The organism is Actinoallomurus bryophytorum, from assembly GCF_006716425.1.
In the GTDB taxonomy this organism is placed as follows: domain Bacteria; phylum Actinomycetota; class Actinomycetes; order Streptosporangiales; family Streptosporangiaceae; genus Actinoallomurus; species Actinoallomurus bryophytorum.
This window is the reverse complement of the sequence record NZ_VFOZ01000001.1, coordinates 6,589,349-6,614,456: the sequence shown is the minus strand read 5'-3', so window position 1 is coordinate 6,614,456 and position 25,108 is coordinate 6,589,349. Positions and strand designations below refer to the sequence as shown.

General features: G+C 70.7%; 23 protein-coding genes and 2 pseudogenes. 11 read left to right on the top strand and 14 right to left on the bottom strand.

All coding sequences use genetic code 11. The features are described 5' to 3' along the window. Nucleotides 1-41 precede the first annotated feature (41 nt). Nucleotides 42-143, bottom strand: a complete 102-nt coding sequence (locus tag FB559_RS46890; RefSeq protein WP_141960161.1) for a DUF397 domain-containing protein — start codon at nucleotides 141-143, stop codon at nucleotides 42-44. Beyond that, nucleotides 125-892 (bottom strand): helix-turn-helix domain-containing protein, encoded by a 768-nt coding sequence (locus FB559_RS30790; protein ID WP_185792469.1) that lies wholly within the window; start codon nucleotides 890-892, stop codon nucleotides 125-127. The genes FB559_RS46890 and FB559_RS30790 overlap by 19 nt, the downstream gene beginning before the upstream one ends. A gap of 151 nt (nucleotides 893-1,043) precedes the next feature. On the opposite strand from FB559_RS30790, the gene FB559_RS30785 reads away from it, so the two are divergent. After that, nucleotides 1,044-1,670: a hypothetical protein gene (locus FB559_RS30785; protein WP_141960158.1), complete on the top strand. Its 627-nt coding sequence runs from the start codon at nucleotides 1,044-1,046 to the stop codon at nucleotides 1,668-1,670. Nucleotides 1,671-1,770: 100 nt separating this feature from the next. On the opposite strand, the gene FB559_RS30780 is transcribed toward FB559_RS30785, so the two are convergent. Beyond that, nucleotides 1,771-3,102 (bottom strand): aminotransferase-like domain-containing protein, encoded by a 1,332-nt coding sequence (locus tag FB559_RS30780; protein WP_246122218.1) that lies wholly within the window; start codon nucleotides 3,100-3,102, stop codon nucleotides 1,771-1,773. 104 nt (nucleotides 3,103-3,206) lie between these two features. Here FB559_RS30780 and FB559_RS30775 point away from each other — a divergent pair, with 104 nt between their 5' ends. After that, nucleotides 3,207-4,007: an alpha/beta fold hydrolase gene (locus FB559_RS30775; protein ID WP_141960156.1), complete on the top strand. Its 801-nt coding sequence runs from the start codon at nucleotides 3,207-3,209 to the stop codon at nucleotides 4,005-4,007. Nucleotide 4,008: 1 nt separating this feature from the next. Here the strand turns inward: FB559_RS30775 and FB559_RS30770 are convergent, their stop codons facing one another. Genes FB559_RS30770 through FB559_RS30750 form a run of 5 tightly spaced genes read right to left on the bottom strand, consistent with a single transcriptional unit; the run spans nucleotide 4,009 to nucleotide 9,776 of the window. Further along, entirely contained in the window at nucleotides 4,009-5,016 is a 1,008-nt protein-coding gene (locus FB559_RS30770) for an ABC transporter ATP-binding protein (RefSeq protein ID WP_141960154.1), read from the bottom strand. Further along, nucleotides 5,013-6,035, bottom strand: coding sequence for an ABC transporter ATP-binding protein (locus tag FB559_RS30765; protein ID WP_141960152.1), 1,023 nt, complete (start codon nucleotides 6,033-6,035; stop codon nucleotides 5,013-5,015). The genes FB559_RS30770 and FB559_RS30765 overlap by 4 nt, the downstream gene beginning before the upstream one ends. Beyond that, entirely contained in the window at nucleotides 6,028-6,996 is a 969-nt protein-coding gene (locus tag FB559_RS30760) for an ABC transporter permease (protein ID WP_141960149.1), read from the bottom strand. Before FB559_RS30760 ends, FB559_RS30765 begins: the two co-directional genes overlap by 8 nt. Further along, nucleotides 6,997-8,064 (bottom strand): ABC transporter permease, encoded by a 1,068-nt coding sequence (locus tag FB559_RS30755; protein WP_246122216.1) that lies wholly within the window; start codon nucleotides 8,062-8,064, stop codon nucleotides 6,997-6,999. Further along, nucleotides 8,061-9,776 (bottom strand): ABC transporter substrate-binding protein, encoded by a 1,716-nt coding sequence (locus tag FB559_RS30750; RefSeq protein ID WP_141960145.1) that lies wholly within the window; start codon nucleotides 9,774-9,776, stop codon nucleotides 8,061-8,063. The genes FB559_RS30755 and FB559_RS30750 overlap by 4 nt, the downstream gene beginning before the upstream one ends. 208 nt (nucleotides 9,777-9,984) lie before the next feature. Between FB559_RS30750 and FB559_RS30745 the strand changes: the two genes are divergently transcribed. Further along, nucleotides 9,985-10,824 (top strand): FadR/GntR family transcriptional regulator, encoded by an 840-nt coding sequence (locus FB559_RS30745; protein WP_246122214.1) that lies wholly within the window; start codon nucleotides 9,985-9,987, stop codon nucleotides 10,822-10,824. A gap of 4 nt (nucleotides 10,825-10,828) precedes the next feature. Here FB559_RS30745 and FB559_RS45820 read toward each other — a convergent pair whose 3' ends face one another. After that, nucleotides 10,829-11,386 carry an MFS transporter gene (locus FB559_RS45820; protein ID WP_246122213.1) on the bottom strand — a complete coding sequence of 186 codons (558 nt, stop codon included), beginning with the start codon at nucleotides 11,384-11,386 and terminating at the stop codon, nucleotides 10,829-10,831. A gap of 88 nt (nucleotides 11,387-11,474) precedes the next feature. Continuing rightward, nucleotides 11,475-11,912 (bottom strand): annotated as a pseudogene (locus FB559_RS45815) (MFS transporter); the annotation flags it as partial. Nucleotides 11,913-12,644: 732 nt separating this feature from the next. Here FB559_RS45815 and trxA point away from each other — a divergent pair. The 7 genes and pseudogenes from trxA to FB559_RS30710 all read left to right on the top strand — a co-directional run bounded on the left by trxA (nucleotide 12,645) and on the right by FB559_RS30710 (nucleotide 19,790). Further along, nucleotides 12,645-13,103 (top strand): thioredoxin, encoded by a 459-nt coding sequence (gene trxA, locus FB559_RS30735; protein ID WP_141960142.1) that lies wholly within the window; start codon nucleotides 12,645-12,647, stop codon nucleotides 13,101-13,103. A 294-nt stretch (nucleotides 13,104-13,397) separates the two neighbouring features. Continuing rightward, the gene (gene dnaK, locus FB559_RS30730; RefSeq protein ID WP_141960140.1) at nucleotides 13,398-15,287 is read left to right on the top strand and encodes a molecular chaperone DnaK; all 1,890 of its coding nucleotides are present in this window, start codon (nucleotides 13,398-13,400) and stop codon (nucleotides 15,285-15,287) included. Between the two features lie 5 nt (nucleotides 15,288-15,292). Continuing rightward, the gene (locus FB559_RS30725; RefSeq protein WP_246122210.1) at nucleotides 15,293-15,952 is read left to right on the top strand and encodes a nucleotide exchange factor GrpE; all 660 of its coding nucleotides are present in this window, start codon (nucleotides 15,293-15,295) and stop codon (nucleotides 15,950-15,952) included. Continuing rightward, nucleotides 15,936-16,904, top strand: coding sequence for a DnaJ C-terminal domain-containing protein (locus FB559_RS30720; protein WP_141960137.1), 969 nt, complete (start codon nucleotides 15,936-15,938; stop codon nucleotides 16,902-16,904). The genes FB559_RS30725 and FB559_RS30720 overlap by 17 nt, the downstream gene beginning before the upstream one ends. Next, a complete protein-coding gene (locus tag FB559_RS30715; RefSeq protein ID WP_141960135.1) occupies nucleotides 16,901-17,212 on the top strand; it encodes a chaperone modulator CbpM in 312 nt (103 codons plus the stop codon). Before FB559_RS30720 ends, FB559_RS30715 begins: the two co-directional genes overlap by 4 nt. Continuing rightward, nucleotides 17,203-17,508: pseudogene (locus FB559_RS46885) on the top strand (Clp protease N-terminal domain-containing protein); the annotation flags it as partial. The gene FB559_RS30715 and the pseudogene FB559_RS46885, both read left to right, overlap by 10 nt. Nucleotides 17,509-17,897: 389 nt before the next feature. Next, nucleotides 17,898-19,790 carry an ATP-dependent Clp protease ATP-binding subunit gene (locus tag FB559_RS30710; RefSeq protein WP_425455091.1) on the top strand — a complete coding sequence of 631 codons (1,893 nt, stop codon included), beginning with the start codon at nucleotides 17,898-17,900 and terminating at the stop codon, nucleotides 19,788-19,790. 67 nt (nucleotides 19,791-19,857) lie between these two features. On the opposite strand, the gene FB559_RS30705 is transcribed toward FB559_RS30710, so the two are convergent. Together FB559_RS30705 and FB559_RS30700 are read right to left on the bottom strand one after the other, a co-directional pair. Then, nucleotides 19,858-21,036 (bottom strand): glutathione-independent formaldehyde dehydrogenase, encoded by a 1,179-nt coding sequence (locus tag FB559_RS30705; RefSeq protein WP_342781002.1) that lies wholly within the window; start codon nucleotides 21,034-21,036, stop codon nucleotides 19,858-19,860. A gap of 149 nt (nucleotides 21,037-21,185) precedes the next feature. After that, nucleotides 21,186-22,046: an SDR family NAD(P)-dependent oxidoreductase gene (locus FB559_RS30700; RefSeq protein ID WP_141960133.1), complete on the bottom strand. Its 861-nt coding sequence runs from the start codon at nucleotides 22,044-22,046 to the stop codon at nucleotides 21,186-21,188. Nucleotides 22,047-22,117: 71 nt separating this feature from the next. Between FB559_RS30700 and FB559_RS30695 the strand changes: the two genes are divergently transcribed. Continuing rightward, nucleotides 22,118-23,038: a LysR family transcriptional regulator gene (locus FB559_RS30695; protein ID WP_141960131.1), complete on the top strand. Its 921-nt coding sequence runs from the start codon at nucleotides 22,118-22,120 to the stop codon at nucleotides 23,036-23,038. A 15-nt stretch (nucleotides 23,039-23,053) separates the two neighbouring features. Here the strand turns inward: FB559_RS30695 and FB559_RS30690 are convergent, their stop codons facing one another. Beyond that, nucleotides 23,054-23,890: an alpha/beta hydrolase gene (locus FB559_RS30690; RefSeq protein ID WP_141960129.1), complete on the bottom strand. Its 837-nt coding sequence runs from the start codon at nucleotides 23,888-23,890 to the stop codon at nucleotides 23,054-23,056. 78 nt (nucleotides 23,891-23,968) lie between these two features. Beyond that, nucleotides 23,969-25,096 (bottom strand): LLM class flavin-dependent oxidoreductase, encoded by a 1,128-nt coding sequence (locus FB559_RS30685; RefSeq protein WP_141960127.1) that lies wholly within the window; start codon nucleotides 25,094-25,096, stop codon nucleotides 23,969-23,971. Nucleotides 25,097-25,108: the final 12 nt, after the last annotated feature.

Here is a 25,108-nt window from a genome sequence, read left to right as displayed (position 1 = left end):
GCGAAAGGCGGGGTCCGAGAGTCCGCCTTTCGCTTCCGTCGCTAAGCGTTCCGGTCGCGATCGACCCGAGCGACCTCGACGCAATTACTGTTGTTCGCGTTGCTCCGTGAGGACTTACGCCAGCTCAGATCCTGCTGTTCCACGACTCCGCCACTTCCTTGATGAGCCGGATGGACTCCTGCTCGCTCAGCGCGTGCTTCCGCGTGATCTCAAACATACGCCGGAGTCTGGACACTTCATCGGCGCTCTCCACCACGTCACCACTGAGCGCGTCGTCTATCTGGCCGATTTCAGCCGCGACACCGAATGAGCCGGTGTATTGGGAGCCGATCGAGCAGCTCAGGCGGACGACCTGGATGATCACATGCTCCTGCCCCGCCATTTCGACAAGGCGATTGAGCTGGTCGCACATGACCTGGGGCCCGCCGACGTTACGATGCAGGACACTCTCGTCGATGAGCGCGACGAAGATCGGCGGATCCTCCTTCGCCAGAACCTGCTGCCGCGACATCCGCACCTTGACCTGATCGTCGTTGCGGAGCACCGCTCGCGCGTACTCTTCGATTTGCAGAAGGCCGGGGACGACGTCGTACGTAAATAGTAAAAGCGTCGCCGCTTGGGCTTCGGCGAACGCCCACGTGCCCAGGAATTCCTGAGGCTTCTCTCCCGTGACCATGTTCTCGACGATGTCCTGGAGAAGTCCGTCCGTGCCGAGGATGTCCTCGACGCCCTTCAGTGTGTCGGGGTCCGGGATGTTACGGCCGGACTCCCACGCGGCGACGGCCGAGTCCGACACCCGAAGCCGCTCTCCGATGGCCCGGCGACTCATCTTGGGGACCTGCCGCTCCCGTGCGACGCGAAGCCGCCGCCCGAAGAACTCTCTCCCCGTCATACGTGCTGGCATTGAGATTCGTACCCTCTCGCACTCGCCTTTACCCGCACCGCACTTGCCAATCGTGCACACCGGAGCACTTATCAGCCTATGGGACAGGTGCCATTCTCGGCAGAGGAAAATCCGCAATCACATAAAGGCAAAACGCCCCATGAACGACTTTACCGATATTCAAACTCGCCTGGTCCGCGCCGGGCTGGTGCCCTACATCGCCCGCTGGAGCGGTGAGCGGCCGGCCCGTGTTCCGGTGGTGGCCCACGGCCGTACCGGAATCGGCTATCAGCGCGAGCGCCCGGGCGACCGCGACGCGCGCGGCGTGTTGTGGAAGCGCTACGTCCGCGCGCCGGGCGAGGGCGTGCCCGAGTTCGGCGGGGTGCACCCGTACCGGCAACGCCGAGCCATGCGCCGGTTGCTCTGCCAGGTCTGCGGCGGGCCGGCCGACCTGAACGAACAAGGCGTCCTGTGGCTCGTGGGCGACGCCGGACGGGGCTGGTCGGACGAGGAGGTGACCGGCCACCCGCCGGTCTGCCTGCGCTGCGCGGGTACCGCCCGCCGCGTCTGCCCGCACCTGCGCGACCGTGGCGTACTGGCGCCGCGGGTCCGCGACGCGCCACTCGTCGGCGTCTCCGGCACCCTGTACGAACTCCGCCGGTGGGGCCTCGCCTGCCTGGGACCCGCCACCCTCGCGTACGACGACCCACAGGTCAGGTATCTGCAGGCCGCCCAGCTCATGCGCGGACTACGCGATCGGACGGTGGTGGACCTGGACCGCGTCTGACGCGCTCGCCGCCGGGCGTCCACCGCCATGCCCGGCGCTTGGGTCCAGAGCAGCAGCGGCACCACGTACCGGCCCACCGCGCCTCGTGGACACGGCGGGGTCAATCCGCTGCGGTGTCCTCCGGCGCCAGCTGGGCGAGGGCCGCGAGCGTTCCGAGCGCCGCCGAGAGCGTTTCGGCAGGCGGGGACGCGAGCGCCAGGCGTACGGCGTCGGGTGCGTGACCGGCGCCGACCGTGAAGGCGGCGGCGGGGGTCACCGCGATCCCCCTGCGGGCCGCGGCGGCGACGAACGTCTCGGCGCGCCAGGGCTCGGGCAGCCGCCACCAGCAGTGGTACGCGCACGGGTCGGCGTCGACCGCGAACCCGGCGAGGCGCTCGCGCATGAGCTCCTGCCGCGTCTCCGCGTCCACGCGCTTGGCACGTTGCACGGTGTCCACGGTGCCGTCGGTGAGCAGGCGGGTCGCGGCCTCGAGGGCGAACCGGCCCGCCGACCACCCGCCGGACCGCAGTGCCGAGGCGATCCGCCCGGCGACGGCGGGCGGCGTGACCGCGAAACCCACGGTCAGCCCGGGTGCCAGCCGCTTGGACAGGCTGTCCACGACGACGACGCGTTCGGGTGCCAGACCGGCCAACGGCGACAGGTCCGCGCGGAGAAAGGCGTAGATGCCGTCCTCGATCGCGTACAGGCCGAGCTCGTGCAGCAGACCGGCGATCTCGGCGCGCCGCCCGGCGGACATCGTGATGCCCAGGGGGTTGTGCAGCGTGGGCTGGAGATAGACGGCGCTCAGTGCGCCGGCGGAACGGATCGCCTCCGGCGTCACCCCGTCCGCGTCCATCGCCAGCGGGACGAGCGTGACGCCCAGACGGCCGGCGATGCCCTTGACGATGGGGTACGTAAGCGCCTCCACGCCGAGGCGTTCGCCCGGCCGGACCAGCGCCGCCACCGACGCGGCGATCGCCTGCCGCCCGTTGCCGGCGAACAGGACGTCACGCGGCTCCGGTGCCCAGCCGGCGCGGGCGAGCAGCCGCGCGGCGGCCTCGCGGGCCGGTGCGGTCCCCGCGGCGCCCACCGGCCGCAGGGCCGCGTCCAGTACGTCGTGCCGCAGCATCCCGGCCAGGCTCACCGCGACGAGCGCGGGCTGGTCCGGCAGGACGGAGAAGTTCAGCTCGAGGTCGACCAGGGCGTCGACCGGCTCGGCCAGAGCGGGCTCGGCCTGCGGCCGGGCGGCGCGCACGAACGTGCCGCGGCCCACCTCCCCGACGGCCAGCCCCCGCCGGATCAGCTCGCCGTAGATCCGCGCGGCCGTCGAGCCCGCGATGCCGTTCTGCCGGGCGAACCGCCGCTGTGGCGGCAGCCGGTCGCCGGCCCGCAGCCTCCCGTCGGCGATCTGCGCCGCCAGGTCGTCCGCGATCCTCCGGTAGTCGTCCATCATCGCCCGTCGCTATCGACATTGCACCGAGAACAATCCATCGATTGCACCGAGATATTGGCGTTAATAGCATTGATCCGTCAAACGCCGGACCGAGGAGCACGCACGTGAGCGCAGTTTCCGTTGACGGGTTGAGCATCGCCTACGACGACGAGGGGAGCGCCGGCGCGCCGGTCGTGGTCCTGGTGCACGGCCACCCGTTCGACCGGTCGATGTGGCGGCCGCAGGTCGAGCGGCTCGTCGAGGCCGGCCGGCGGGTGATCGTCCCGGACCTGCGCGGCTACGGGGAGAGCGCGGTCGTCCCCGGGAAGACCCCGCTGGCGGCCTTCGCCCACGACATCATCGAGCTGCTCGACCAGCTCGGCGTCGAACGCTTCGCACTGGGCGGCCTGTCCATGGGCGGGCAGATCGTCATGGAGCTCCACCGGCAGGTGGCGGACCGGATCCGCGGCCTGCTGCTCGCCGACACCGCACCCTGGCCGGAGACGCCGGACGGCCGGAGGACGCGCAACGAGGTCGCCGACCGGCTGCTGCGCGAGGGCATGCGGCCTTACGCGGAGGAGGTCCTGCCGAAGATGGTGGCCCCGGCGACGATCGAACGCCTGCCTGCGGTGGCCGAACACGTACTGGGCATGATGCTGGGCACCTCTCCGGAAGGCGCCGCGGCGGCCCTGCGCGGTCGCGCCGAACGCCCCGACTATGCCGAGTCGCTGTCGCGGGCCAAGGTGCCCGCCCTCATCGTCGTCGGCAGCGAGGACGAGTACACCCCCGTGGACGACGCGCGGCAGATGCACGAACTGATCCCGGACTCCACACTGGTCGTGGTGGACGGTGCGGGACACATGCCCAACCTGGAATGCCCGGAAGCGTTCGACCAGGCCCTGCTCGCGTTCCTGGACGCCCTCTGACTCACCCGCCCGTGGCGGCGGTCTCGACCAGCGGGAAGTGGCAGCTGACCTGCCGGCCGGGGGCGACCTCCACCGGAACCGGCCGCTCGGTCCTGCACCTGTCCTGCGCGTACGGGCAGCGCGGATGGAACGGGCAGCCCACCGGCTTGTTGATCGGGCTCGGCACGTCACCGGTGAGCACGATCCGCTCGCGCCGCGGCGTCGTGCCGTCGTCGATCTCCGGCACGGCCGACAGCAGTGCCTGGGTGTACGGGTGGGCGGGCGCCTCGTACAGCGGTTCGGCGTCGGCGAGCTCGACGATCTCGCCGAGGTACATGACCGCGATCCGGTCTGAGACGTGCCGCACCACGCCGAGGTCGTGCGCGATGAAGATGTAGGTCAGGCCGTACTCCTCGCGCAGGTCGGCGAAGAGGTTCAGCACCTGCGCCTGGATGGACACGTCGAGTGCGGCGACCGGCTCGTCGGCCACGACCAGCTTCGGGTTCATCGCGAGCGCGCGTGCGATGCCGATCCGCTGGCGCTGGCCGCCGCTGAACTCGTGCGGGTATCGGTCGACGTAGGTCTCCGACAGGCCGACGACGTCGAAGAGCTCGCGTACGCGGCGGCGGACCGCGGCCGCGTCGCCGTACCCGTGCACCTGGAGCGGCTCGGCGACGATGTCGCCCGCGCGGCGGCGCGGGTTCAGGGAGGCGTACGGGTCCTGGAAGACGAGCTGGAGTCCGCGACGGATCGGGCGCAGGCGGCGCCGGGACAGCGTGCTGATGTCGCGTCCGTCGAACTCCACCGTGCCGCTCGTCAGGTCCATGAGGCGTACCAGGCAGCGGCCGAGCGTCGACTTGCCGCACCCGGACTCGCCCACGACCCCCAGGGTCTCCCCCGCGACCACGTCCAGCGACACCCCGTCGACGGCGCGCACGACCTCCTCTCCGCCGCCACGCGCCTTGGTCAGCACGCTGGACCGCAGCGGGAAGTGCTTGACCACGTCGGTCGCGCGAAGGAGCGTGCTCATGGTGTGTCCTCCCCCACGGCGGCCGTCGCCGCCTCCGCCCGCAGCTCGTCACGCCCGTCGCGAGGCAGCCAGCAGGCGTCCCGGTGCCCGTCGCCGCCGGCGAGCTCGGGCCGTTCGTCGCAGGCCTCGTGCCGGAACCGGCAGCGCGTCGCGAACGCGCAGCCGGAGGGGACGTCGAACGGTGAGATCGGCGACCCGGGTATCGCGGTGAGCCGGCGGATCCGCGCGCCCGTGACGCGTGGCACCGAGCCCAGGAGCCCCCACGTGTACGGATGCCGCGGGTGGCGGAAGACCTGGGTCTTCGGTCCCTGTTCGACGGCGCGGCCGCCGTACATGACGAGGACCTGGTCCGCGATCTCGGACACCACCCCCATGTCGTGCGTGATGACGAGGATGGACGAGCCGTGGGTCTCGCGGAGCCGTCGCATGAGGTCGAGAATCTGGGCCTGGGTGGTGACGTCGAGCGCCGTGGTCGGCTCGTCCGCGATCAGCAGTTTCGGGTTGCAGGCGAGGGCCATCGCGATGACCGCACGCTGCCGCATCCCGCCGGAGAACTCATGCGGGTAGCCGTCGACGCGCTGCGCGGGGTTCGGGATGCCCACCTCGTCGAGGAGCGTGATCGCCCGCTTACGTGCCTCGGACCGGGACACGGGATTGTGCGCGCGCAGCTGCTCGGCGATGTGCCAGCCGACCGTGTAGACCGGGGTGAGCGCCGTCATCGGATCCTGGAAGATCATCGCGATGTCGCGGCCGCGTACCGAGCGCAACTCCTTGTCGGAGAGCGCGAGCAGGTCACGGCCGTTGAAGGAGACGGTGCCGGAGACGCTGGCGTTCGGGTCACGGATCAGCTTGAGGATGCTCATCACCGAGACGGTCTTGCCGGATCCGGACTCGCCGACGATGCCGAGCACCTCACCGGGCTCGACCGCGAACGACAGGCCGTCGACGGCGGTGACGGTGCCACGGCGGGTACGGAACGTCACGCGCAGGTCGCGTACGTCGAGGAGCGGCTCAGGCATGACGCACCCTCGGGTCGAGCCGGGCGTACAGGACGTCCACCAGCGCGTTCGTCAGCACCACGAAGAAGGCCGCGTACAGGACCGTTCCCATGATCACCGGCAGGTCGACGTTCTGCAGCGCGTCGTAGGTCAGCTTGCCGACCCCGGGCAGGCCGAACACCACCTCGGTGAGCAGGGCGGAGCCGCCGACCAGTGCGCCGAAGTCGAGCCCGAACAGCGAGACGAACGGGATGAGCGAGCACCGGAGCGCATGCTTGATCAGGATGCGCCGCTCGGAGATGCCCTTCGCGCGTGCGGTCGTGACGTAGTCCTCGTTCAAACTCGCGATGACCTCCGAACGCAGGAGCCGGGCGTAGATGCCGGCGTACAGCAGCGCCAGCGTGAGCCAGGGGAACAGCAGGTGCAGGGCCCACTCGCCCGGGTTCTCGGTCAGCCCGACGTAGCCGAGCGGCGGCACCCAGGAGAAGACCCCGTCGTGCAGCCGGCTCTGGGTGAGCAGGTTGACCGCCTCGCCGACCCAGTAGACGGGAAGCGACGCGCCGACGACGCCCAGCATCATGATCAGCGGATCCACGGCGGTGCCGCGCAGTGCGGCCGCCGCGCTGCCCATGGCGATGCCGAGCACCACCCAGATCACCGCCGCGCCGAGCACGAGCGACAGCGTGATCGGCATGGCGTGCGTGATCTGCGGGATCACCTTCGAACCGCGGTTGACGAAGGACTCGAGGTCACGGCTCACGAACAGGTGCTTCATCATCAGCACGTACCGCACCGGGAGCGGCCGGTCGAAGCCGAACGCGTGCCGGACCTGCGCGAGCGTCGCCGGGTCGGCGTTGCGTCCCGCGATGCGCGCCGCGGGGTCGACGCCGGGGGTGGCGAAGAAGATGAGGAAGACCAGCACGCTGATCGCGAACAGGACGAGGATCGCGGAGACGAAGCGGCGTACGGCGAAGGCGAGCATCTACACGCCTCCCCTTAGCCGGGCGCCCGGATCGAGCGCGTCGCGGACGCCGTCGCCGAAGATGTTCAGCGCCACGGCCGTCACCGCGATGAGCAGGCCGGGGACGAGTGCCACCGCCGGCCGCGTGTACAGCAACCCGAGGCCGTCGTTGATGATCGTGCCCCAGCTCGCGTCCGGTGGCTGCACGCCGACCGAGAGGAAGGACAGCGCCGACTCGGTGAGCATGTTGAGCGCGGTCATGAGCGGGAGGAAGACGATCACCGTGGGTGTGACGTTGGGCAGGATCTCGCGGCGCATGATCCGCCGGTCGGTGGCGCCGATCCCGATCGCGGCCTGGATGAAGTCCCGGTGCCGCAGCGCGATCACCTTTCCGCGTACCGGGCGGGCGACGTAGGGCACGTAGATCACCGCGATGATGAAGATGGGCACCCAGATGCTCCCGGCGTCGACGCCGACCGGCCCGATGTGCACGCCGCTGGTGAGCAGCACCACGGACAGGCAGATCGCGAGCAGGTAGACGGGGAACGCCCAGACGACGTCCAGGACGCGGGACAGGATCGCGTCCACCAGTCCCCCGGCGTAGCCGGCGACGACGCCGACGAGCGTGGCGATCAGGCAGCACAGCACCGCCGACGTCAGCCCGATGAACAGGCTGTTGCGGCCGGCGTACAGCAGCCGCGCCATCACGTCGCGCCCCTGGTTGTCGGCGCCGAGGAAGTAGTGGCCGGGGTCCCAGGTCGGGCCGATCGGCGTGACGCCGAGCTGCAGGCCGGTGCTGCTCGGGCGCAGCACCGGCACCGTCCTGCCGTCGACGACCGTCGAGCCGGAGATGTTCGACCGGAAGGCGTCGGTGTGCGCGATCTGGTGGGCGTACAGCGGCGCGGCCACGCAGGCCAGGACGATCAGTACGAAGACGGCCGCCGCGGCCATCGCCGCCCGGTTGCGCGTCAGCTGGGTCAGGGAGTTGCGCCACGGGCCCGACGTCCCCGCGGCGGGCGGGACGGCGACCGTCCCGCCCGACTCCGGAGCGCCGGGAAGCCCGGCCACCACGGCCATGGGTCGGCTCACTTCACCCAGAGCTGGCTGACCAGCATGTAGAACTGTTTGCTGAACTGGTAGTCGCCGACCTTGGTCGAGACGAAGTCGACGAGCTTGGGGTTGAACAGCGGGACGAGTGGCGACTTCGCCATGACCGCCTGGTCGACCTGGCCCCACTTCTGGTCGGCCGTCGGCATGCTGGTCTGCTCGGTCTTCAGCGCGTCCTTCATCTGCGCGTCGACATCCTTGTCGCAGAAGCCGGCGATGTTGATGCTCGAGTCGCTGCCGGGGTGGAACGACGCGCACGACAGCAGCACGTTGAGGAAGTCCGAGGCCGCGGGGTAGTCCTGGTACCAGGACGTCAGTGCCAGCTGCACCTTGTTCTCGGTGTTCTGGATGTAGGTGAACTGGATGTTGGCCGACAGCGGCTTCAGCGTGGCCTTGTAGCCGATCTGGTTGAGCAGGCTCTGGACGTACTCCCCGATCGACTTGTAGACCTCGTCCTCCTGCACGACGACGGCGACCTTCTGGCCGGCGGTGCCGGACTGCTGCACGAGCTGTTTGGCCTTCTCGATATCCGGCGCCGACCAGGTCGCCCCGCCGCCCTTGGTGTAGTCGCAGAAGTTCACGTGGCCGGGGAAACCGGCCGGAAGGACCGTGCAGGCGGGCTGCGCGAGGTTCGTACCGCCATACAGCCGTACCGCCGCCGCCCGGTCGATCGCCCAGTTGATGGCCTGACGGGCCATCTGGTTGTTGAACGGCGCCATGTTGGTGTTGAGCGTGAGGTAGAAGAACGCCGTCAGCGGGTTGACGTGCACCTGCTTCTCGTACTTGGTGCCCATCTCGTTCAGCCGGTCGGACGGGGGCGGGTCGAAGACCCAGTCGCCCTGGCCGTTCTCGACCGCCGTGACCTCCGCCTCGACGGTGAGACCGAACGTCTCATCGATCTCGTCCGGATAGCCCTGTGGCTCGGCGTCGTGTGACCATTCCTTGAAGTACGGGTTGCGGACCAGCTTGAGCGCACGGTTCGGGTCGTAGGAGGCGGCCATGTACGGCCCGGTGCTGGGCAGCGGCTTGGTGCCCGCGTCCTTGGCCGGCGAGTCCTTGGGCACGATGCTCGCGTGCGGCACCGCGAGCTTGTACGGCAGCTCCGGGTCCGGATCGGTCAGGTTGATCGTCACGGTGCCGGCGCTCGCGTCGCCCACGACGCCCTTGCTCAGCGAGCAGTCCGCGGGCTTCTTCAGGCACGCGGCGCTTCCCACGATGCCGTTGTAGAACGTGCCCGCGGTCGGGCTGGAGACCTTGAAGATGCGCTCGAACGAGGCCACGACGTCATCGACGGTGACCGGTTTGCCGGTGGAGAACTTGATGCCGGGGCGCAGCTTGAAGACATAGGTCCTGCCGCCGTTCGTCACCTGCGGCATCGCCTCGGCCAGGTCCGGAACGACGGTGAACGACGCCTGTCCGCCGACCTTCTTGAAGGCCAGCAGCCCGTCGTAGGTCGCCTGGTAGAGCTGCCAGTACTGCAGCGTGTAGTTCACCTGCGGGTCGAACGAACCGCCCGCCGCCTTGGCCATCAGGTGGAGGGTGCCGCCCTTGTGCTGGGGCTGGAAGCCCTGGGCGGCGGCTCCGCCGGAAACGCCGGACCCACCGGAGTCACCGGAGTCACCGGAACCACTGCAGGCGGCGGTGAGGACGAGCAAGGCCGCGGCCGCCACCGACCCGATACGTGTCTTGGACATCCGGATTCCTCCATGACATGTTCGGCGAGAATGCCGTTCCGGAACGGCCACGGCCTCTCCCCGGATCTGGTCGGTTACGACGGAAAGCGATCTCGTGCCGGTATCCTGAAGGCAAAAAGGTCAGGCCACAAGACCTAATCGCGATGTCGTCGTGAAATAACACCCCGTTAACATCTCTGACCATCGACCCGACCCGAGGAGCCAGTCCGTGACCGGCCAGCCTGAGGCAGACGATCTCGGCGCGGACGCGACGCGAGCGCCGGGTCCGGCCGACGAGCTCTTCCGGGTGATCACACAGGTTCTCGACGAGGGCGCTCCCGCGCCGCTGCTGGGACCGGTACGCGTCTCGACCGCGGCCGAGGAGGTGTCCGACCGGCTCATCACCGCCGTGGCCGTCGGGGAGTTCCTGCCGGGCGACCGGCTGCCCGTCGAGCGGGAGCTCGCCCGCCTCCTCGGCGTCAGCCGGCCCACCGTACGCGAGGCGATCAGCCGGCTCCAGGCGGCCGGCGTCGTCGACATCCGCCGTGGCCGGCTGGGCGGCACCTACGTACGCGACAGCTGGACCGAAGTGTCCGCCCCGGCCGTACGCCGGACGCTGCTCCCCCGGTGGCCGGAGTTCGAGCAGCTGTTCGACCTGCGCGGACTCGTCGAGGAGATGGTCGCCCGTACCGCGGCACAACGCCGACGGCCCGAGCACGTCGAGCGGCTCCGCAGCGCCGTCGAGGCGTACGAGTCGGCGGAGACGGGACGCGAGATGCACGCCGCGGACAACGCCTTCCACCAGGCCGTGCTCGACGCGACCGGCAACCCGCAGATCATCGCGCTCAGCCGTGCCCTGCTCACCCGTGTCGCCCTCGGCCTTCCCATCGAGCCGAACATGGACGTACGCGAGGTGCACGAGCGCGCCCTGCGCGAACACAGTGCGATAGCGCACGCCATCGCCGCCGGCGACGTCGAACTGGCGGGTGAGATCGCCCGCGAGCACTTCACGATCACGGCGGACACGCTGCGCGAGGCGCTGTCCCGCGGGATGGCCGCCGAGGAGTGATCCGTCAGCGCTCCCGGCCGGCGCCACCGGCCGCGAGGGCGGCGGTGAAGGTGAGGCCGGCCAGCAGGGCGTACGAGGCGGGGTAGCCGCCGGTGAGACGGGCCAGGAGCGCGCCGCCGCCGGGCGCGAGAGCGATGGCGACGGTGATGGGCGCGGTGAAGACCCCGTTGACGCGCCCGAACGAGCGGGTGCCCCACCGGTCGGCGACCGTGGTGGCCTGGAGCAGGGTGAACAGGCCGCGGGCGGAGCCCGCGACGACGGCGACGCAGACCAGGGCGACGCCGGGGCCCGGCAGGACGCCCAGGACGACGATCGTGGCCGCGCCGCCGACCAGGATGGCGACCGTACGCGGCCTCGGACCGAGGCGGGAGACCAGCCAGGGGTAGCCGAGCCGCCCGAGCACCTGGCCGGCACCGCACAGGCCGAGCGCGACGGCGGCCAGATGGGTGCCCAGCCCGTCCGAGGTCAGCAGCGGGACCAGGTTGACCGTGGCGGCGTAGCAGCCGAACGCGGCGAACGTCATCGCCGCGGTCAGTGTGAGGAACGTCCCGCTCCGGACCACCGAACGGGCGTGCTCGTCCCGGTCGCGAGCGTCCCCGGCGCGGCTCGCGGGCCAGGGCGGGGTCAGGCACAGCGTGGAGCGGGATGGTCACCACGGCCAGGATCACGGCGAGTGCGAGGTAGGTGCCACGCCAGGTCAGGTGGTCCAGCAGGACGGCGGTCAGCGGGGCGAAGACGGTACTGGCGAACCCCGCGGCGAGGGTCACGGTGGTCACCGCGCGTACGCGGTCCGGGCCGTACCAGCCGGTGAGTGCGGTGAAGGCGGGCTGGTAGAGCACGGCCGACTGGGCCAGGCCGGCGAGGACCCAGGCGGCGAAGAAGACGGGCAGGGTCGGCGCGGCGGCGATCGCCAGTACGCCGGCGACGCCGAGGACCGACCCGGCGGTCATGACGGGGCGCGGCCCGTGGGCGTCCATGAGCCTGCCGACCAGGATGCCGGCGAGGGCGGAGACGACGGCTCCGGTGGAGAAGGCGGCCATGGCGGTCGCGGTGGACCAGCCCGTGTCGCGGGTCAGCGACGAGAGCATCACCGGGAAGGCGTAGTACAGGACACCCCAGCTGGTGATCTCCGTGACGCACAGGGCGATCAGCGCGCGCCGCGGCGGCACGATCCGCGCCGTCTCGGTGCCGTGGCCGGGCCGGCGGGAGCCGATCACCGCGATCCTTCCGTCGTCGCCGTCTCCCTCCCACCCTCTGTCAGCGGCCGTCGATCATCCAACCGGGCGCCTCTTCGCCGCGCGGGTAGGAGACCTGTGCGGTTCGCTGACGGGAGGGGGGACATGGGAGGAGGGGACGTACGCGGGCGGCCGCGCGCGGCCGACTCCGGCCAGGTTTCCAGCTGAGTGCCGAGCTCGACCGGATCGCCGAACACTGAAGGCCCTGGCGCGGGTCCAGGACGGGCTGCACCCGGTCCATCGAGGACGGCCTGGACACGCTCGCCGGCCTCGCCACGGCGAGCGCCGGCGAGCCACCGGACCGGCTCTGCCGGATCCTCGCCGACGGCCACCCCGGCGACGGGAGCGACGACACCGCCATTCTCGCCATCAGGACCCCCGGGCATTCCGGTCCCTGATCCACCGTTGCCGCGGGCGGACGGGGTCGCACGACCCCTTCGGGATACGGCGCGGCGGCCCGCCGGCAGGCCCCGGTAGCGGTTCGGCGGGCCGCTCGGGGCCACGAGCGCTACCAGTTCTGAGGATGCGCCGGGCCTGACGGGCGGCGAGTGTCGTTGGAGGAGCAGTACACACCTGGGGGACGTGATGACTCACCAGGACGCGAAGACGCGGCAGGCCGCCACGGCCGGCTGCGCGAACTGCGGCAGGCAGAACCGCGTGCCCGCCGCCGCGGCGGGTGTGCCGCGCTGCGGCGACTGCCACGAGCCACTGCCATGGATCGCCGACGCCGACGACGACACGTTCGCCGACGTCGCCGGAAACGCGTCGGTCCCGGTACTCGTGGACCTGTGGGCGAAATGGTGCGGGCCCTGCCGTCAGGTCACCCCGGCGCTTGAGGAGGTCGCCCGCGACCTGGCCGGCCGGGTGAAGCTGGTCAAGGTCGACATCGACCGGGCACCGAAGACACAGGCGCGCTTCGAGGTGATGGCGGTGCCGACGTTGCTGCTGATGCGAGACGGCTCGGCGATCGCGCGGAAGTCCGGCGCGGCACCCGCCTCCGCCCTGCGCCAATGGGTGGAACAGGCCCTCGAGAGGAGCGTCTGACCGCCGCCGTGGGCCGCGCAGGACTACCAGATATGAGGATGCGCCGTGCGCCCGAGGCGAGAAGCGTCGGTTGGAGGGGGCGTTCGGGCGTCTCACCGAGCGCGAGGGCGGCCGGCTTCGCCGCGAGGACCGCTTCGAGTACCGCGTCCGCCTGCCGGCGGCATCCTCACCGCGCGCGATGCGCGGGGCGGCGCGGCCGAGAGGGACCGCCACATCGAGATCACGGACTGATCAAGAGGGGTCCCGGCACGGCCGGTCCGCCGGGGAGGGCCAGATCTGCGCAGGAGGGGGCATATGCCGAAGGCAGCCGGAATCGATCTCGGCACGACGAACTCGGTGATCGCGGCGATGGTGGACGGCCATCCGACGGTGGTCCCCAGTGCCGAGGGCGCGCGTACGACGCCGTCGGTGGTGGCGTTCACGCCCGAGGGCGAGCGCCTGGTGGGTCAGCTGGCCCGCCGTCAGGCGATCCTCAACCCGAAGGGCACCATCTACTCGGCCAAGCGTTTCATCGGCCGGCGCCACGACGAGGTGTCCAGCGAGCTGAACGCGGTCACGTACGACGTGGTGGGCGGCCCTGACGGTGTGGTGCGGTTCCCGGTGGGCGGCAAACAGTACGCACCCGAGGAGATCTCGGCGCTGGTGCTGCGCAAGCTCGCCGACGACGCGGGCAAGTTCCTCGGGGAACGCGTGACCGAGGCCGTCATCACCGTCCCGGCCTACTTCAACGACGCCCAGCGCCATGCCACCAGGGACGCGGGCCGCATCGCCGGCCTGGAGGTCATGCGGATCATCAACGAGCCGACCGCCGCCGCGCTGGCCTACGGCCTGGACAAGAAGGGCAACGAGACCGTCCTGGTCTTCGACCTGGGCGGAGGCACCTTCGACGTGAGCATCCTGGACGTCGGCGACGGCGTCGTGGAGGTACGCGCCACCTCCGGCGACGGGCACCTGGGCGGCGACGACTTCGACCGGCGGATCGTGGACCACCTCGCCGATGAGTTCCGGCGGGACAACGGGATCGACCTGCGGCAGGACCCGCAGGCGCTGCAACGCCTGTTCGAGGCGGCCGAGAAGGCCAAGGTCGAGCTGTCCTCGGTGACCCAGACGACGATCAACCTGCCGTTCGTCACCGCGGACGCCTCCGGGCCGAAGCACCTGAACACGACGCTGATGCGCTCGACGTTCGAGCAGCTGATCGCCGATCAGCTCGAACGCTGCGAAGGGCCGATGCGCCAGGCCATGTCCGATGCCAAGATCACCGCGGATGACATCGACGAGGTCATCCTGGTCGGCGGTTCGACACGCATCCCCGCGGTGCAGAGCCTGGTACGGCGGCTGACCGGCGGCAAGGACCCGAACATGACGGTCAACCCGGATGAGGTCGTCGCGATCGGCGCCGCGATCCAGGCCGGCGTGCTCAAGGGCGAGGTCGAGGACGTCGTGCTGCTCGATGTCACGCCGCTCTCGCTCGGCCTGGAGACGCTCGGCGGGGTGATGACCAAGACGCTCGAACGCAACACCACCATTCCGGCCCGTCGTACGGAGACGTTCAGCACCGCCGAGGACGGCCAGACCGCGGTGGACGTCGTCGTCCTCCAGGGCGAACGCGAGAAGGCGTCGGACAACCGGACGCTGGGCCGGTTCCGGCTGGAGAACATCCGACCGGCGCCGCGGGGCGAGCCGCAGGTCGAGGTCACCTTCGACGTCGACGCCAACGGGATCCTGAACGTCTCGGCACGTGACAAGGACACCGGCGCCGAACAGCGCATCACGATCAGTGAGACCACCAACCTGGACCAGGGTGAGATCGAGCGGATGATCCGCGACGCCGAGCAGCACAGCAACGAGGACGCGCGGGTGCGGATGTGCATCGACGCGCGCAATGAGCTGGACTCGGTCACCTACCAGGTGGAGAAACGCCTGAACGAGCTCGGCGGGAGTGTTCCCGAGCATGAGCGGGCCCGCGCCCAGATGCTGGTCGACGATGCCCGCCAGGCGATCAAGGAAGAGGCACCGGTCGACCGGATACGGTCGCTGACCGCCGAACTCCAGCAGATCTACCACGGCCTCGCCGCTACGGCCTCCGCCGCAGGAGCGGGCGCGGGTCCCGGCGGAGCCCAGGAACCCCGGCCCACAGGTGGCGAAGACGTGATCGACGCGGAGTTCACGACCGATGAGTGAGTGACATGGGCGAAGAACACGACGAACGGCAGGAGCGGCCATCCGGCGAGAGGCCGGCCGGCCGCGCCGAGAACGGCGGTCCTCCGGCCGGCATGACGAAAGGTTCCGGGCCGGAGGAGGGGCTCACCTGCTCCACGGAACCGGCCGGAGAGGCCCGGCCGCGTACCGGCACCGAAGGGGACTGGCCGCCGGAGGCGGGCAGTCCGGAGGAGGCGGCCGCGGCGCGGATCGCCGAGCTGGAGGACAGGTGGCGCCGGGCGCTGGCGGATCTGGACAACCACCGCAAACGCACGGCGCGTGCCCTGGACCGGGAACGTACCGGGGAGCGGGCACGGACCTCGGCGGAGTGGCTGCCGGTCCTGGACAACCTCGAACGCGCTCTGGAGCATGCCGGGTCCGAGTCCGGTGCGGTGATCCAGGGCGTGCGGTCGGTGCTGGAGCAGGCCCGCGACGTGATCACGCGACTGGGGTTCCCGCGCAGGAACGACGAGGGCGAGCCGTTCGACCCGGCACGCCACGAGGCGGTGAGCACGGTGGCCGGTTCCGGTGCGCCGGACGGCACCGTGGTGCAGGTCGTACGGCCCGGCTACGGCGACGGCGAGACGCAGCTGCGGCCGGCGCAGGTGGTGGTCGCCAAGGGGCGTGGCGATGGCCCGGCCCCGTGACTTCTATGAGGATCTCGGTGTGGCGAGGACGGCGAGCCAGGAGGAGATCCAGCGCGCCTACCGGAAGCTCGCCCGCGAGTTCCATCCCGACGTGAACAGGTCTCCCGATGCCGAGGAACGCTTCAAGGACGTCTCCGAGGCCTACTCGGTCCTGTCCGACCCGGAGCAGCGCAAGCGCTACGACGCCTTCGGCGCGGACTTCCGGCGGGTCCCCGAAGACGTCGACCCGCAGACCTGGGCACGGGCGTCCCGTGCTGGCCGGGCACCGGCGGGCGCGGGCGCTCCCACCGGCGGCGGCTTCGGCGACGTCGGCTTCGAGGACCTGTTCGACGACATCTTCGCCGGACGCGCGGGACGTGCCGGGCATACCGGGCGCGGCACCGGCACGGGGCGGTACGGCGGCTGGGGGCCGATGCCGGGCGCCGACCAGGAGACCGAGGTCGAGCTGTCCGTCGAGGAGGCTTATCGCGGCACGCGAAGGAGCCTGGCGATCTCCGGGCCGGAGGGTACGCGCAACGTCGAGGTCTCCGTTCCCGCCGGGGTCACCGACGGTCAGCGAATCCGGCTGGCCGGACAGGGCGGGCGAGGAGCCGACGGCGGGCAGCCGGGCGACCTGTACCTGATCGTCGCGATCAGGCCGGACTCGCGCTATCGGGTGGAGGGCCGTGACATCTCGATGCGGCTGCCGCTCGCGCCGTGGGAGGCGGCGCTCGGCACGACGGTGCCGCTGGAGACTCCCGGCGGTGAGACGAAGGTCAAGGTGCCGCCGGGCACCTCTTCCGGACGGCGGCTGCGGCTGCGCGGCCGCGGCCTGCCGAACCCCCGCGGCCGGCCGGGCGACCTGTTCGCCGAGGTCCAGATCACGGTGCCGCCGAGCCTGAGCGCCGAAGAGCGGCGGTCGTTCGAGCAACTCGCCGCCACCTCCACGTTCGACCCGCGGGGGCGGTCATGAGGTACGCGCTGATGCGCCCGCTGCGGCTCGACCTGGATGCGTTCGCGCGGGCGAGCGGCGTCCATCCGGAGCTGGTCGGCCGGCTGGTGGGGCTCGGGCTGATCGAGCCGGAGCGCGACGTCCACGGCGCACTGTGGTTCTCACACGCCCAGATCGCCGAGGTGAACCGCATCCAGCGGCTGCGTTCGGCGTTCGCCCTCAACTACGCCTCGGTCGGGCTCGTCTGCGACCTGCTCGACCGCATCGCCGCGCTGGAGTCGGCGATGCGCCATCGTTCCCGACCTCCGGGAGACCGATCATGGACCTGAACAAGCTGACCGAGAAGTCGCAAGAGGCGCTCAAGTCCGCGCAGTCCCACGCGGTCGAGCGGGGACACAGCGACGTCGACGCGGAGCATCTGGCGATGGCCCTGCTCGACCAGCCCGACGGCCTGGCGCCACGGCTGCTCCAGCGGGCGAACGTCGATCCGGCTCTGCTGCGCGGCGAGATGGAGACCCACCTCGGCCGGCGTCCACGGGTCACGGGCCCTGGAGCGGCTCCCGAGCGGGTGCACGTCACGCGGCGCCTCGAACGGGTGCTGGAGAAGGCGTCCCAGGAGGCACAGCGGCGGAGGGACGACTACGTCTCGGTCGAGCATCTGCTCATGGCACTGATCGACGAGGGGGTGATCACCGGAGTGCCACGGGAGAGGTTCGCCGAGGCGCTCACCGCCGTGCGCGGCGACCATCGGGTGACCTCCTCCAACCCCGAGGCGGCCTACGAGGCCCTGGAGAAGTACGGCCAGGACCTGGTCGCCCTGGCACGCGACGGCAAACTCGACCCGGTCATCGGACGCGACGCCGAGATCCGGCGCGTCATCCAGATCCTGTCCCGCAAGACCAAGAACAACCCCGTCCTCGTCGGCGATCCCGGCGTCGGCAAGACCGCCATCGTCGAGGGCTCGCCCAGCGCATCGAACGCGGCGACGTGCCCGAAGGGCTGCGGAACAAGACCGTGTTCACCCTCGACCTGGGCTCACTGCTCGCGGGCGCCAAGTACCGCGGGGAGTTCGAAGAACGCATGCAGGCGGTGCTCGCCGAGGTCAGGGCCTCCGCCGGGGAGATCCTGCTGTTCGTCGACGAGCTGCACAACGTCGTCGGCGCCGGTGCCACCGAGGGCTCGATGGACGCCGGGAACATGCTCAAGCCCATGCTCGCCCGCGGCGAGCTGCACATGATCGGCGCGACGACGGTGCAGGAGTACCGCAAGCACATCGAGAAGGACGCGGCACTCGAGCGGCGCTTCCAGCCGGTCCTCGTCGACGAGCCCTCGGTGGAGGACGCCATCTCGATCCTGCGCGGCCTGCGCGAGCGCCTCGAGGTCTTCCATGGCGTGAAGATCCAGGACTCGGCGATCATCGCCGCGGTGACCATGAGCCACCGCTACATCGCCGACCGGTTCCTGCCCGACAAGGCCATCGACCTGGTCGACGAGGCATGCGCGAAGCTGCGTACCGAGATCGACTCGATGCCCGCCGAGCTCGACGAGCTCACCCGCCGCGTGACCCGTATGGAGATCGAGGCCGCGGCTCTGGAGAAGGAGGAGGACGCGGCGAGCCGTACACGGCTCGAGGAGCTGCGCCGCGACCTGGCCGAGCTGCGCACCCAGGCGGACGCCATGCGGGCGCAGTGGGAGGCCGAGCGCCAGACCCTGCGCCGCCTCCAGGACCTGCGGCAGGAGATCGAACAGGTCCGCCGCGACGCCGACCAGGCCGAACGCGAGTACGACCTCAACCGGGCGGCCGAGCTCCGGCACGGCGTGCTGCCGGAGCTGGAGCGCCGGCTGCGGGCCGAGGAGGAGCGGCTCACCGCCAAACAGGGCGAGAGCCGGCTGCTGCGCGAGGTCGTGACCGAGGACGAGATCGCCGCGATCGTCTCCCGCTGGACCGGCATCCCGATCACCCGCCTGAAGGAGGGTGATCGGGACAAGCTGCTCCGGCTCGAGCAGATCCTGCACGAACGCGTCATCGGGCAGGAGGAGGCCGTACGCCTCGTCACCGACGCGATCATCCGCGCCCGCTCCGGCATCAAGGACCCCCGGCGCCCGATCGGCTCGTTCATCTTCCTCGGCCCCACCGGAGTCGGGAAGACCGAGCTGGCCAAGGCGCTCGCCGAAGCGTTGTTCGACACCGAGGACAACATGATCCGGCTCGACATGAGCGAGTACCAGGAACGGCACACCGTGAGCCGTCTGGTCGGGGCGCCTCCCGGCTACATCGGTTACGAGGAGGGCGGCCAGCTCACCGAGGCGGTACGCCGCAAGCCGTACTCCGTCGTGCTGTTCGACGAGATCGAGAAGGCCCACACCGACGTCTTCAACGCGCTGCTGGGGGTGCTGGACGACGGCCGGCTGACCGACGCGCAGGGGCGTACGGTCGACTTCCGCAACACGATCCTCATCATGACGTCCAACATCGGCTCGGACATGCTCCTGGACGGCGTCACACCCGACGGCGAGATCAAGCCCGACATCCGGGAGGTGGTCATGCGCATCATGCAGACCCACTTCCGGCCCGAGTTCCTCAACCGCGTCGATGACATCGTGCTGTTCAAGCCGCTGACACAGCACGAGATCGAGCTGATCGTCGACCTCATGTTCAGCGACCTCAGGGACCGTCTGCGCGAACGCGGCATGGCGCTGGAGGTCAGCGAGGAGGCGCGCCGGTTCATCGCCCGCGAGGGCTTCGACCCGGTGTACGGGGCCCGGCCGCTGCGCCGGTTCATCGCCCGTGAGGTCGAGACCCGCATCGGCCGCGCCCTGCTGACCGGAGAGATCGAGGACGGCACGGTGGTCCGGGTCGAGCTGGAGGACGACCGCCTCGTCGTCCGCGAGAACCCGCCGGGGTGATGGCCATGACGTGACCGCCGGAGCATGACGCGGACCGGCGCGAGCCGGTCCGCGTCACCGCCGGCGGTCACGTCATGGCGTTCGGGTGCAGGACGACCTTGGTCCAGCCACGGTCGCGGCGGTCGAAGTGCTCATAGCCCTCCGGCGCCTTCCTCAACGGGAGCTCGTGCGAGACGATCCACGACGGCCTGGCCTGGCCCGTACGGATGAGACGCATGAGCTCGCGGTTGTAGGCCTTGACGTTGCACTGGCCGTTTCCGACGCTCTGCCCCTTGAACCAGAACAGACCGTAGTCGAAGGCGACCTCGCCCTCCTTGTACAGCGGGTCGGGGCTTCGCGGATCACGCGGCACGAAGAGCCCGACGACGCCGATGGAGCCGGCGAAGCGTACGGACCTGACGAGGTTGTTCAGGGTCATGTTCGGATGCTCGTGGCCCTGCGGATCATGGGCCTGGAAGCCCACGCACTCGCAGCCGCGGTCCGCGCCGATGCCGTCGGTCCGGTCGAGGATCTGGTCGACCGGCGACGCATCCGCGTCGTTGACGGGAATGGCGCCGACCTCCTCGGCCAGCCGGAGCCGGTCCGGATGGCGGTCGACCACGAAGACCTTGCTGGCGCTCTTGAGCCTGGCGGACAGCGCCGCCATCAGGCCGACCGGCCCGGCGCCGTAGATGGCGACCGTCTCCCCCGCACGCAGGCCCGCGAGCTCCGTGGCGTGCCAACCCGTCGGGAAGATGTCGGACAGCATCACGTAGTCCGTCTGCCGCTCCTCGGCCTCCGGCGGAAGGACCAGGCAGTTGAAGTCGGCGTACGGGACGCGGAGCAGTTCGGCCTGCCCGCCCTCGTACGGCCCCATGTCCGCGAACCCGTAGGCGGCCCCTGCCATGGCCGGGGTCGGATTCGCGATGAGGCAGAACGCCGTGAGCCCCTTCTCACAGTTCCCGCAGAATCCGCAGCTGATGTTGAAGGGCATGCACACCAGGTCACCGACCCGGACGTGGTCGACGGCGGCACCGACCTGCACCACCTCGCCAAGGTTCTCGTGGCCGAGCACGCGGCCGGTCTCCATGTCGGTGCGGCCTTCGTACATGTGCAGGTCAGAACCGCAGATGTTGGTGGTGGTGACCCTCACCAGCGCGTCGGTGGCGCGTTCGATCCTCGCGTCCGGTACGTCCTCGACCCCGACCATCCGGGGTCCCTCGTACACCAGGGCCTTCATGGCGAACACCCCGATCTTCTCGATCAACGGATTATTGGCCGCCGGGCCGCAGCGCGGAACGCCGGCGACTCCCCAGACCATCGCCCCTGCGCCCGCGGAACTTGAGAATCCGCAGGCAGATCCCCTTTTTCGAGTTTCTCACCCGCCGGTCCGGCGTCAACGCGCGGGTGGAGTGCTCACCCGTGCCGTGCGCTGAGCCAGGGCAGCACCTTGCCGTCGCGCACCAGCTCGCCGTAGGCGGCGGGATCGACCGGCTCGGCCAGCACGAAGTCGAGAACGACGGCAGCGGCCTCCGCGGGCGTACGGGCCTGGCTGAAGTCTTCGAACCAGGGCCGTGAGGCCGGCGTGTCCACCAGGCCCGGGCAGACGGCCGCGACCATGGTGCCTTCCTCCAGGTCGGTCTCCCTCCGCTCGCTGGCGACCGCGCGTACCGCGGCCACCTGCGCGACCTTGGACGGCACGTTGATCCACTGCGGCCACCCGAGATCCTGCGCGGTGCCGGCGTGAACGGCCGTACGCCAGGACTCCACCAGTGACTCGACCTCGTCGAGGGAGGCGTTCTCGAACAGCGGGTGCAGGCGTTCGTCCAGGTTCCCGAGGGTGCCGAGGGCGCTGGCCACGACGATCAGACGCCCACCCGGGCGGACCACCGGGCCGAACGAGCGCAGTATCGCGTGCGTGCCGCCGTTCGCCACGTCGACGAACGCGTCGGCCTGCTTCTCCTGGGGGAGGTCAGGGGTGATTCTGGCGGCGGCGTTGGAGACCACGACGTCGATGCCGCCGTACTGCCCGGCGAGGCCGGCCGCCATCCGTGCGACCGCGCCGGCGTCGGTGACGTCGAGCGGCCTGCCCTCGACGCGGGCGACCGTGGTGGACGCGCCGCCGGCGCGTGCGGCGGCCTCGGCGACACGGGACCGGTTCCGTCCGGTGAGCAGCACGAGGTCATCCGGGTTCCACCGGGCGGCCAGCCCCTCGACGAGCGCGTAACCGACGCCTTGGTTGGCCCCGGTGACCAGAGCGATGCGTTGGGCTGTCATGCCGTCGAAACTAGACACCCGCGTTCCATGCGTCCAACGAGTCTTTGTCATCCGTGGTATGCGTAAACATCATGGACTTTACCGATGTGTCGCTCGCCGGGCTCCGGGTCGTACGCGAGGTCGCCGAGCGCGGCACCTTCACCGCGGCGGCGGCCTCACTGGGCTACACCCAGTCCGCCGTGTCCAGGCAGGTCGCGGCCGTGGAGCGCGCGGCCGGGGTGCCGGTGTTCGAACGCCGCAGGGAAGGCGTACGGCTCACCACCGCCGGGCGTGTGATACTCCGGCACGCGGCGGCCGTGCTCGACGAGATCGACGCCGCCGACCGCGAACTGCGCGACCTACCCGACGAGACGGGAACCGTGCGGCTGGGCACGTTCCCCAGCGCGGGTGCCGTCCTGCTGCCGCGGGCGCTCACCGCTCTGCGCCGTACGAATCCCAGCATCACAGTGGTCACCCGCGACGGCGGCACGCCCGTGCTCGTCCGCGCACTACGTGCCGGCAGTATCGACCTCGCGGTCCTGGGTTCGGAACCACCGTTCCGTCCGCCGGACGCCGAGACGCCCGCCCTGGTCACGGACACGTTGACGGAGAGGAACCTTTGCGTCGCGGTGCCATCGACCCATCCCTTGGCCGACAATGACTCCATCCACGTCGATGACCTGCGCGGGCAACGGTGGATCGCCGGCCGGACGTCCGGTGACGAGCCGCAACTCGGCGTCTGGCCCGGCCTGGAGGGCCGCCCGGACGTCGCGCACATCGCACGTGACTGGCTCGCCAAGCTGCGACTGGTGGCGGCAGGGTGCGGCCTGACCACGGTGCCCGCCGTCATCGCCGCCGCCGCGCCCGCGGGCGTACGCGTGCTCGCGGTGCGCGGCGGGCCGGAGGAACGACGCCGCGTGGTCGTGGCCCACCTCCCGCGGCCCCTGCCCGAGACCGCCCTGCGCGTCGTCGAAGCCCTGCGCGCGGCTGCCACACAGACCGGTGCGTCCTGACGCCCGTCGCCGCGATCAGTGGAAGCGGCGGACGAAGGCCAGGGCGGTGTCGGCGACCTCATGCCAGCCACCGTCGATCGTCAGGGCATGGCCGCGGCCGGGCACTTCGACGATCTCGGTGACCGCCTTGTTCCGCCTCTGCTTCTTGTACGAGGCGTTGGTGATCGCCCACGGGACCGTGTTGTCCTTCTCCCCCGAGACCAGCAGCAGGGGGCCGCGTTCGGGATTCTTGCTGTTCACCTTCACCTCGGTCCAGGGATTGAGGTTCGCCGTCGCGGCCTGGAACAGCGGCTCGCCGGAGGCCGGGACCGCGAAGGTCTCATAGAGCTCCTTGGCCTCCTCCTCGCTCACGGCGTTCGCGAACGCGAAACGGAACTGCTCGTAGGTCAGTGGGACCGCGCGGTGGAGGTTGGCGGGGTTGCCCAGGACGGGACTCGCGGCTCGGAGCGCGGAGACCGGCAGGGGCAGCACGCCGCGGAACGGAGCGGGGTCGACCGCCACCGAGACGGCCGACAGGCCGCGGCCGGCCAGGATCTGGGTGATCAGGCCGCCGAACGAGTGACCGATCACGGCGGGCTTGCGTGACAGCTTGCCGATCAGGTCACCGAAGTGGTCGACGACCTCGCCCACACTCTTGCGGGCGAACGTCTCAGGATGGGCGTTGGCCTCGGCGACCGTGTCCGGATCATCCGGCCAGCCGGGTGTCACCGGCGCGTACCCGGCCTCCTCGAACACCTGCGCCCATCGGTCCCAGCTGCTCGGCAGCAGCCACAGACCGTGGACGAAGACCACCGGTGGCCGCCCGGAGGCGTTGGCGCGCTCGATCTGCTCGGTGTCGTGGGCAACGGACATGGGGTGCTCCTCCGCGAGGGGCCGGATGGTCCGGCTTCAGCTCAGCCAAGCCGCCGCGGCGGGCCCTGGCAATGGATCTCACAGACCCCATTCGGCCGCGAGGAGCTCGAAGGAGCGCACGCGGTCAGGGTGGTCGTGAGTGATCGTCGTGACGAGCAGCTCGTCGGCCCCGGTCGCCTCCGCCAGGACGCGCAGCTTCTCGGCGACGGCGGGCGGAGTGCCGACGAACTGGGTGTCGAGCCGGTCGGCGACCAGCCGGCGGTCCTGGTCGGACCAGCGGTGTGCGGCGGCCTCGGCCGGCGTGGGGAACGGGATCGCTCCGGCACCGGTGCGGATGCTGCGCACCCACAGGCCGTACGGGGAGGCCAGCTCTCGTGCCGTGCTCTCGTCCGCCGCGAGCACGACGTCCGCGGACACGAGCACATGGGGAGCCTCCAGGGAGGCGGAGGGTTTGAACGCGGCGCGGTAGGCGTCCACCGCCTCCAGCACGGTGGCCGGGCTGACGTGGTAGTTCGCGGCGAACGGCAGTCCGCGTTCGCCGGCCACCTGTGCGCTCTGCCCGCCGCTGCTGCCCAGGATCCACAGTTGCAGGTCCGCGCCCTCCCCCGGGACGGCGTGGGCCTGGGTGCCCTCGGCGGACCGGTAGGTGCCCTCGATCAGGGCGAGGATGTCGTCGACCTGCTGAACGAAGTCCGGTGACCGCGCCTCGGGCTGCATCAACAGGAGGTCGGTCAGCGCGAGCAGGGGTGACCTGGCGATGCCGGAGGGGGAGAACGGCGGCGGGATGAGCAGCCCGTTCACCGTACGGGCACCGGTACTGCCGGGCTCCGGTGCCGCGGCCGCCTTCGCGGCGAACTCGGCGCGGCGGTGGCCGGAGCGGCCGAGGCCGAGGTCGATCCGGCCGGGGTGCAGCGCGTCGACCGTGCCGAACTGCTCGACGACGGCCAGCGCGGTCTGGTGGCCGAGCTGGACGGCACCGGAGCCGACCCGGATGCGGCGGGTCGCGGCCGCCACCAGCCCGATCAGCACCGCGGGCGCGGAGCTCGCCACGCCCGTGGCGAGGTGGTGCTCGGCGAGCCAGTACCGGTGGTAGCCGAGTTCGTCCGCGCGCCGGGCCAGGTCGAGCGTGTTGCGCAGAGCGCCGGCCGCGGTGTCCCCGTAGCCGATGGGTGCGAGGTCCAGGATCGACAGCGGTATCCGGGTCATGCGTGTCCTCCG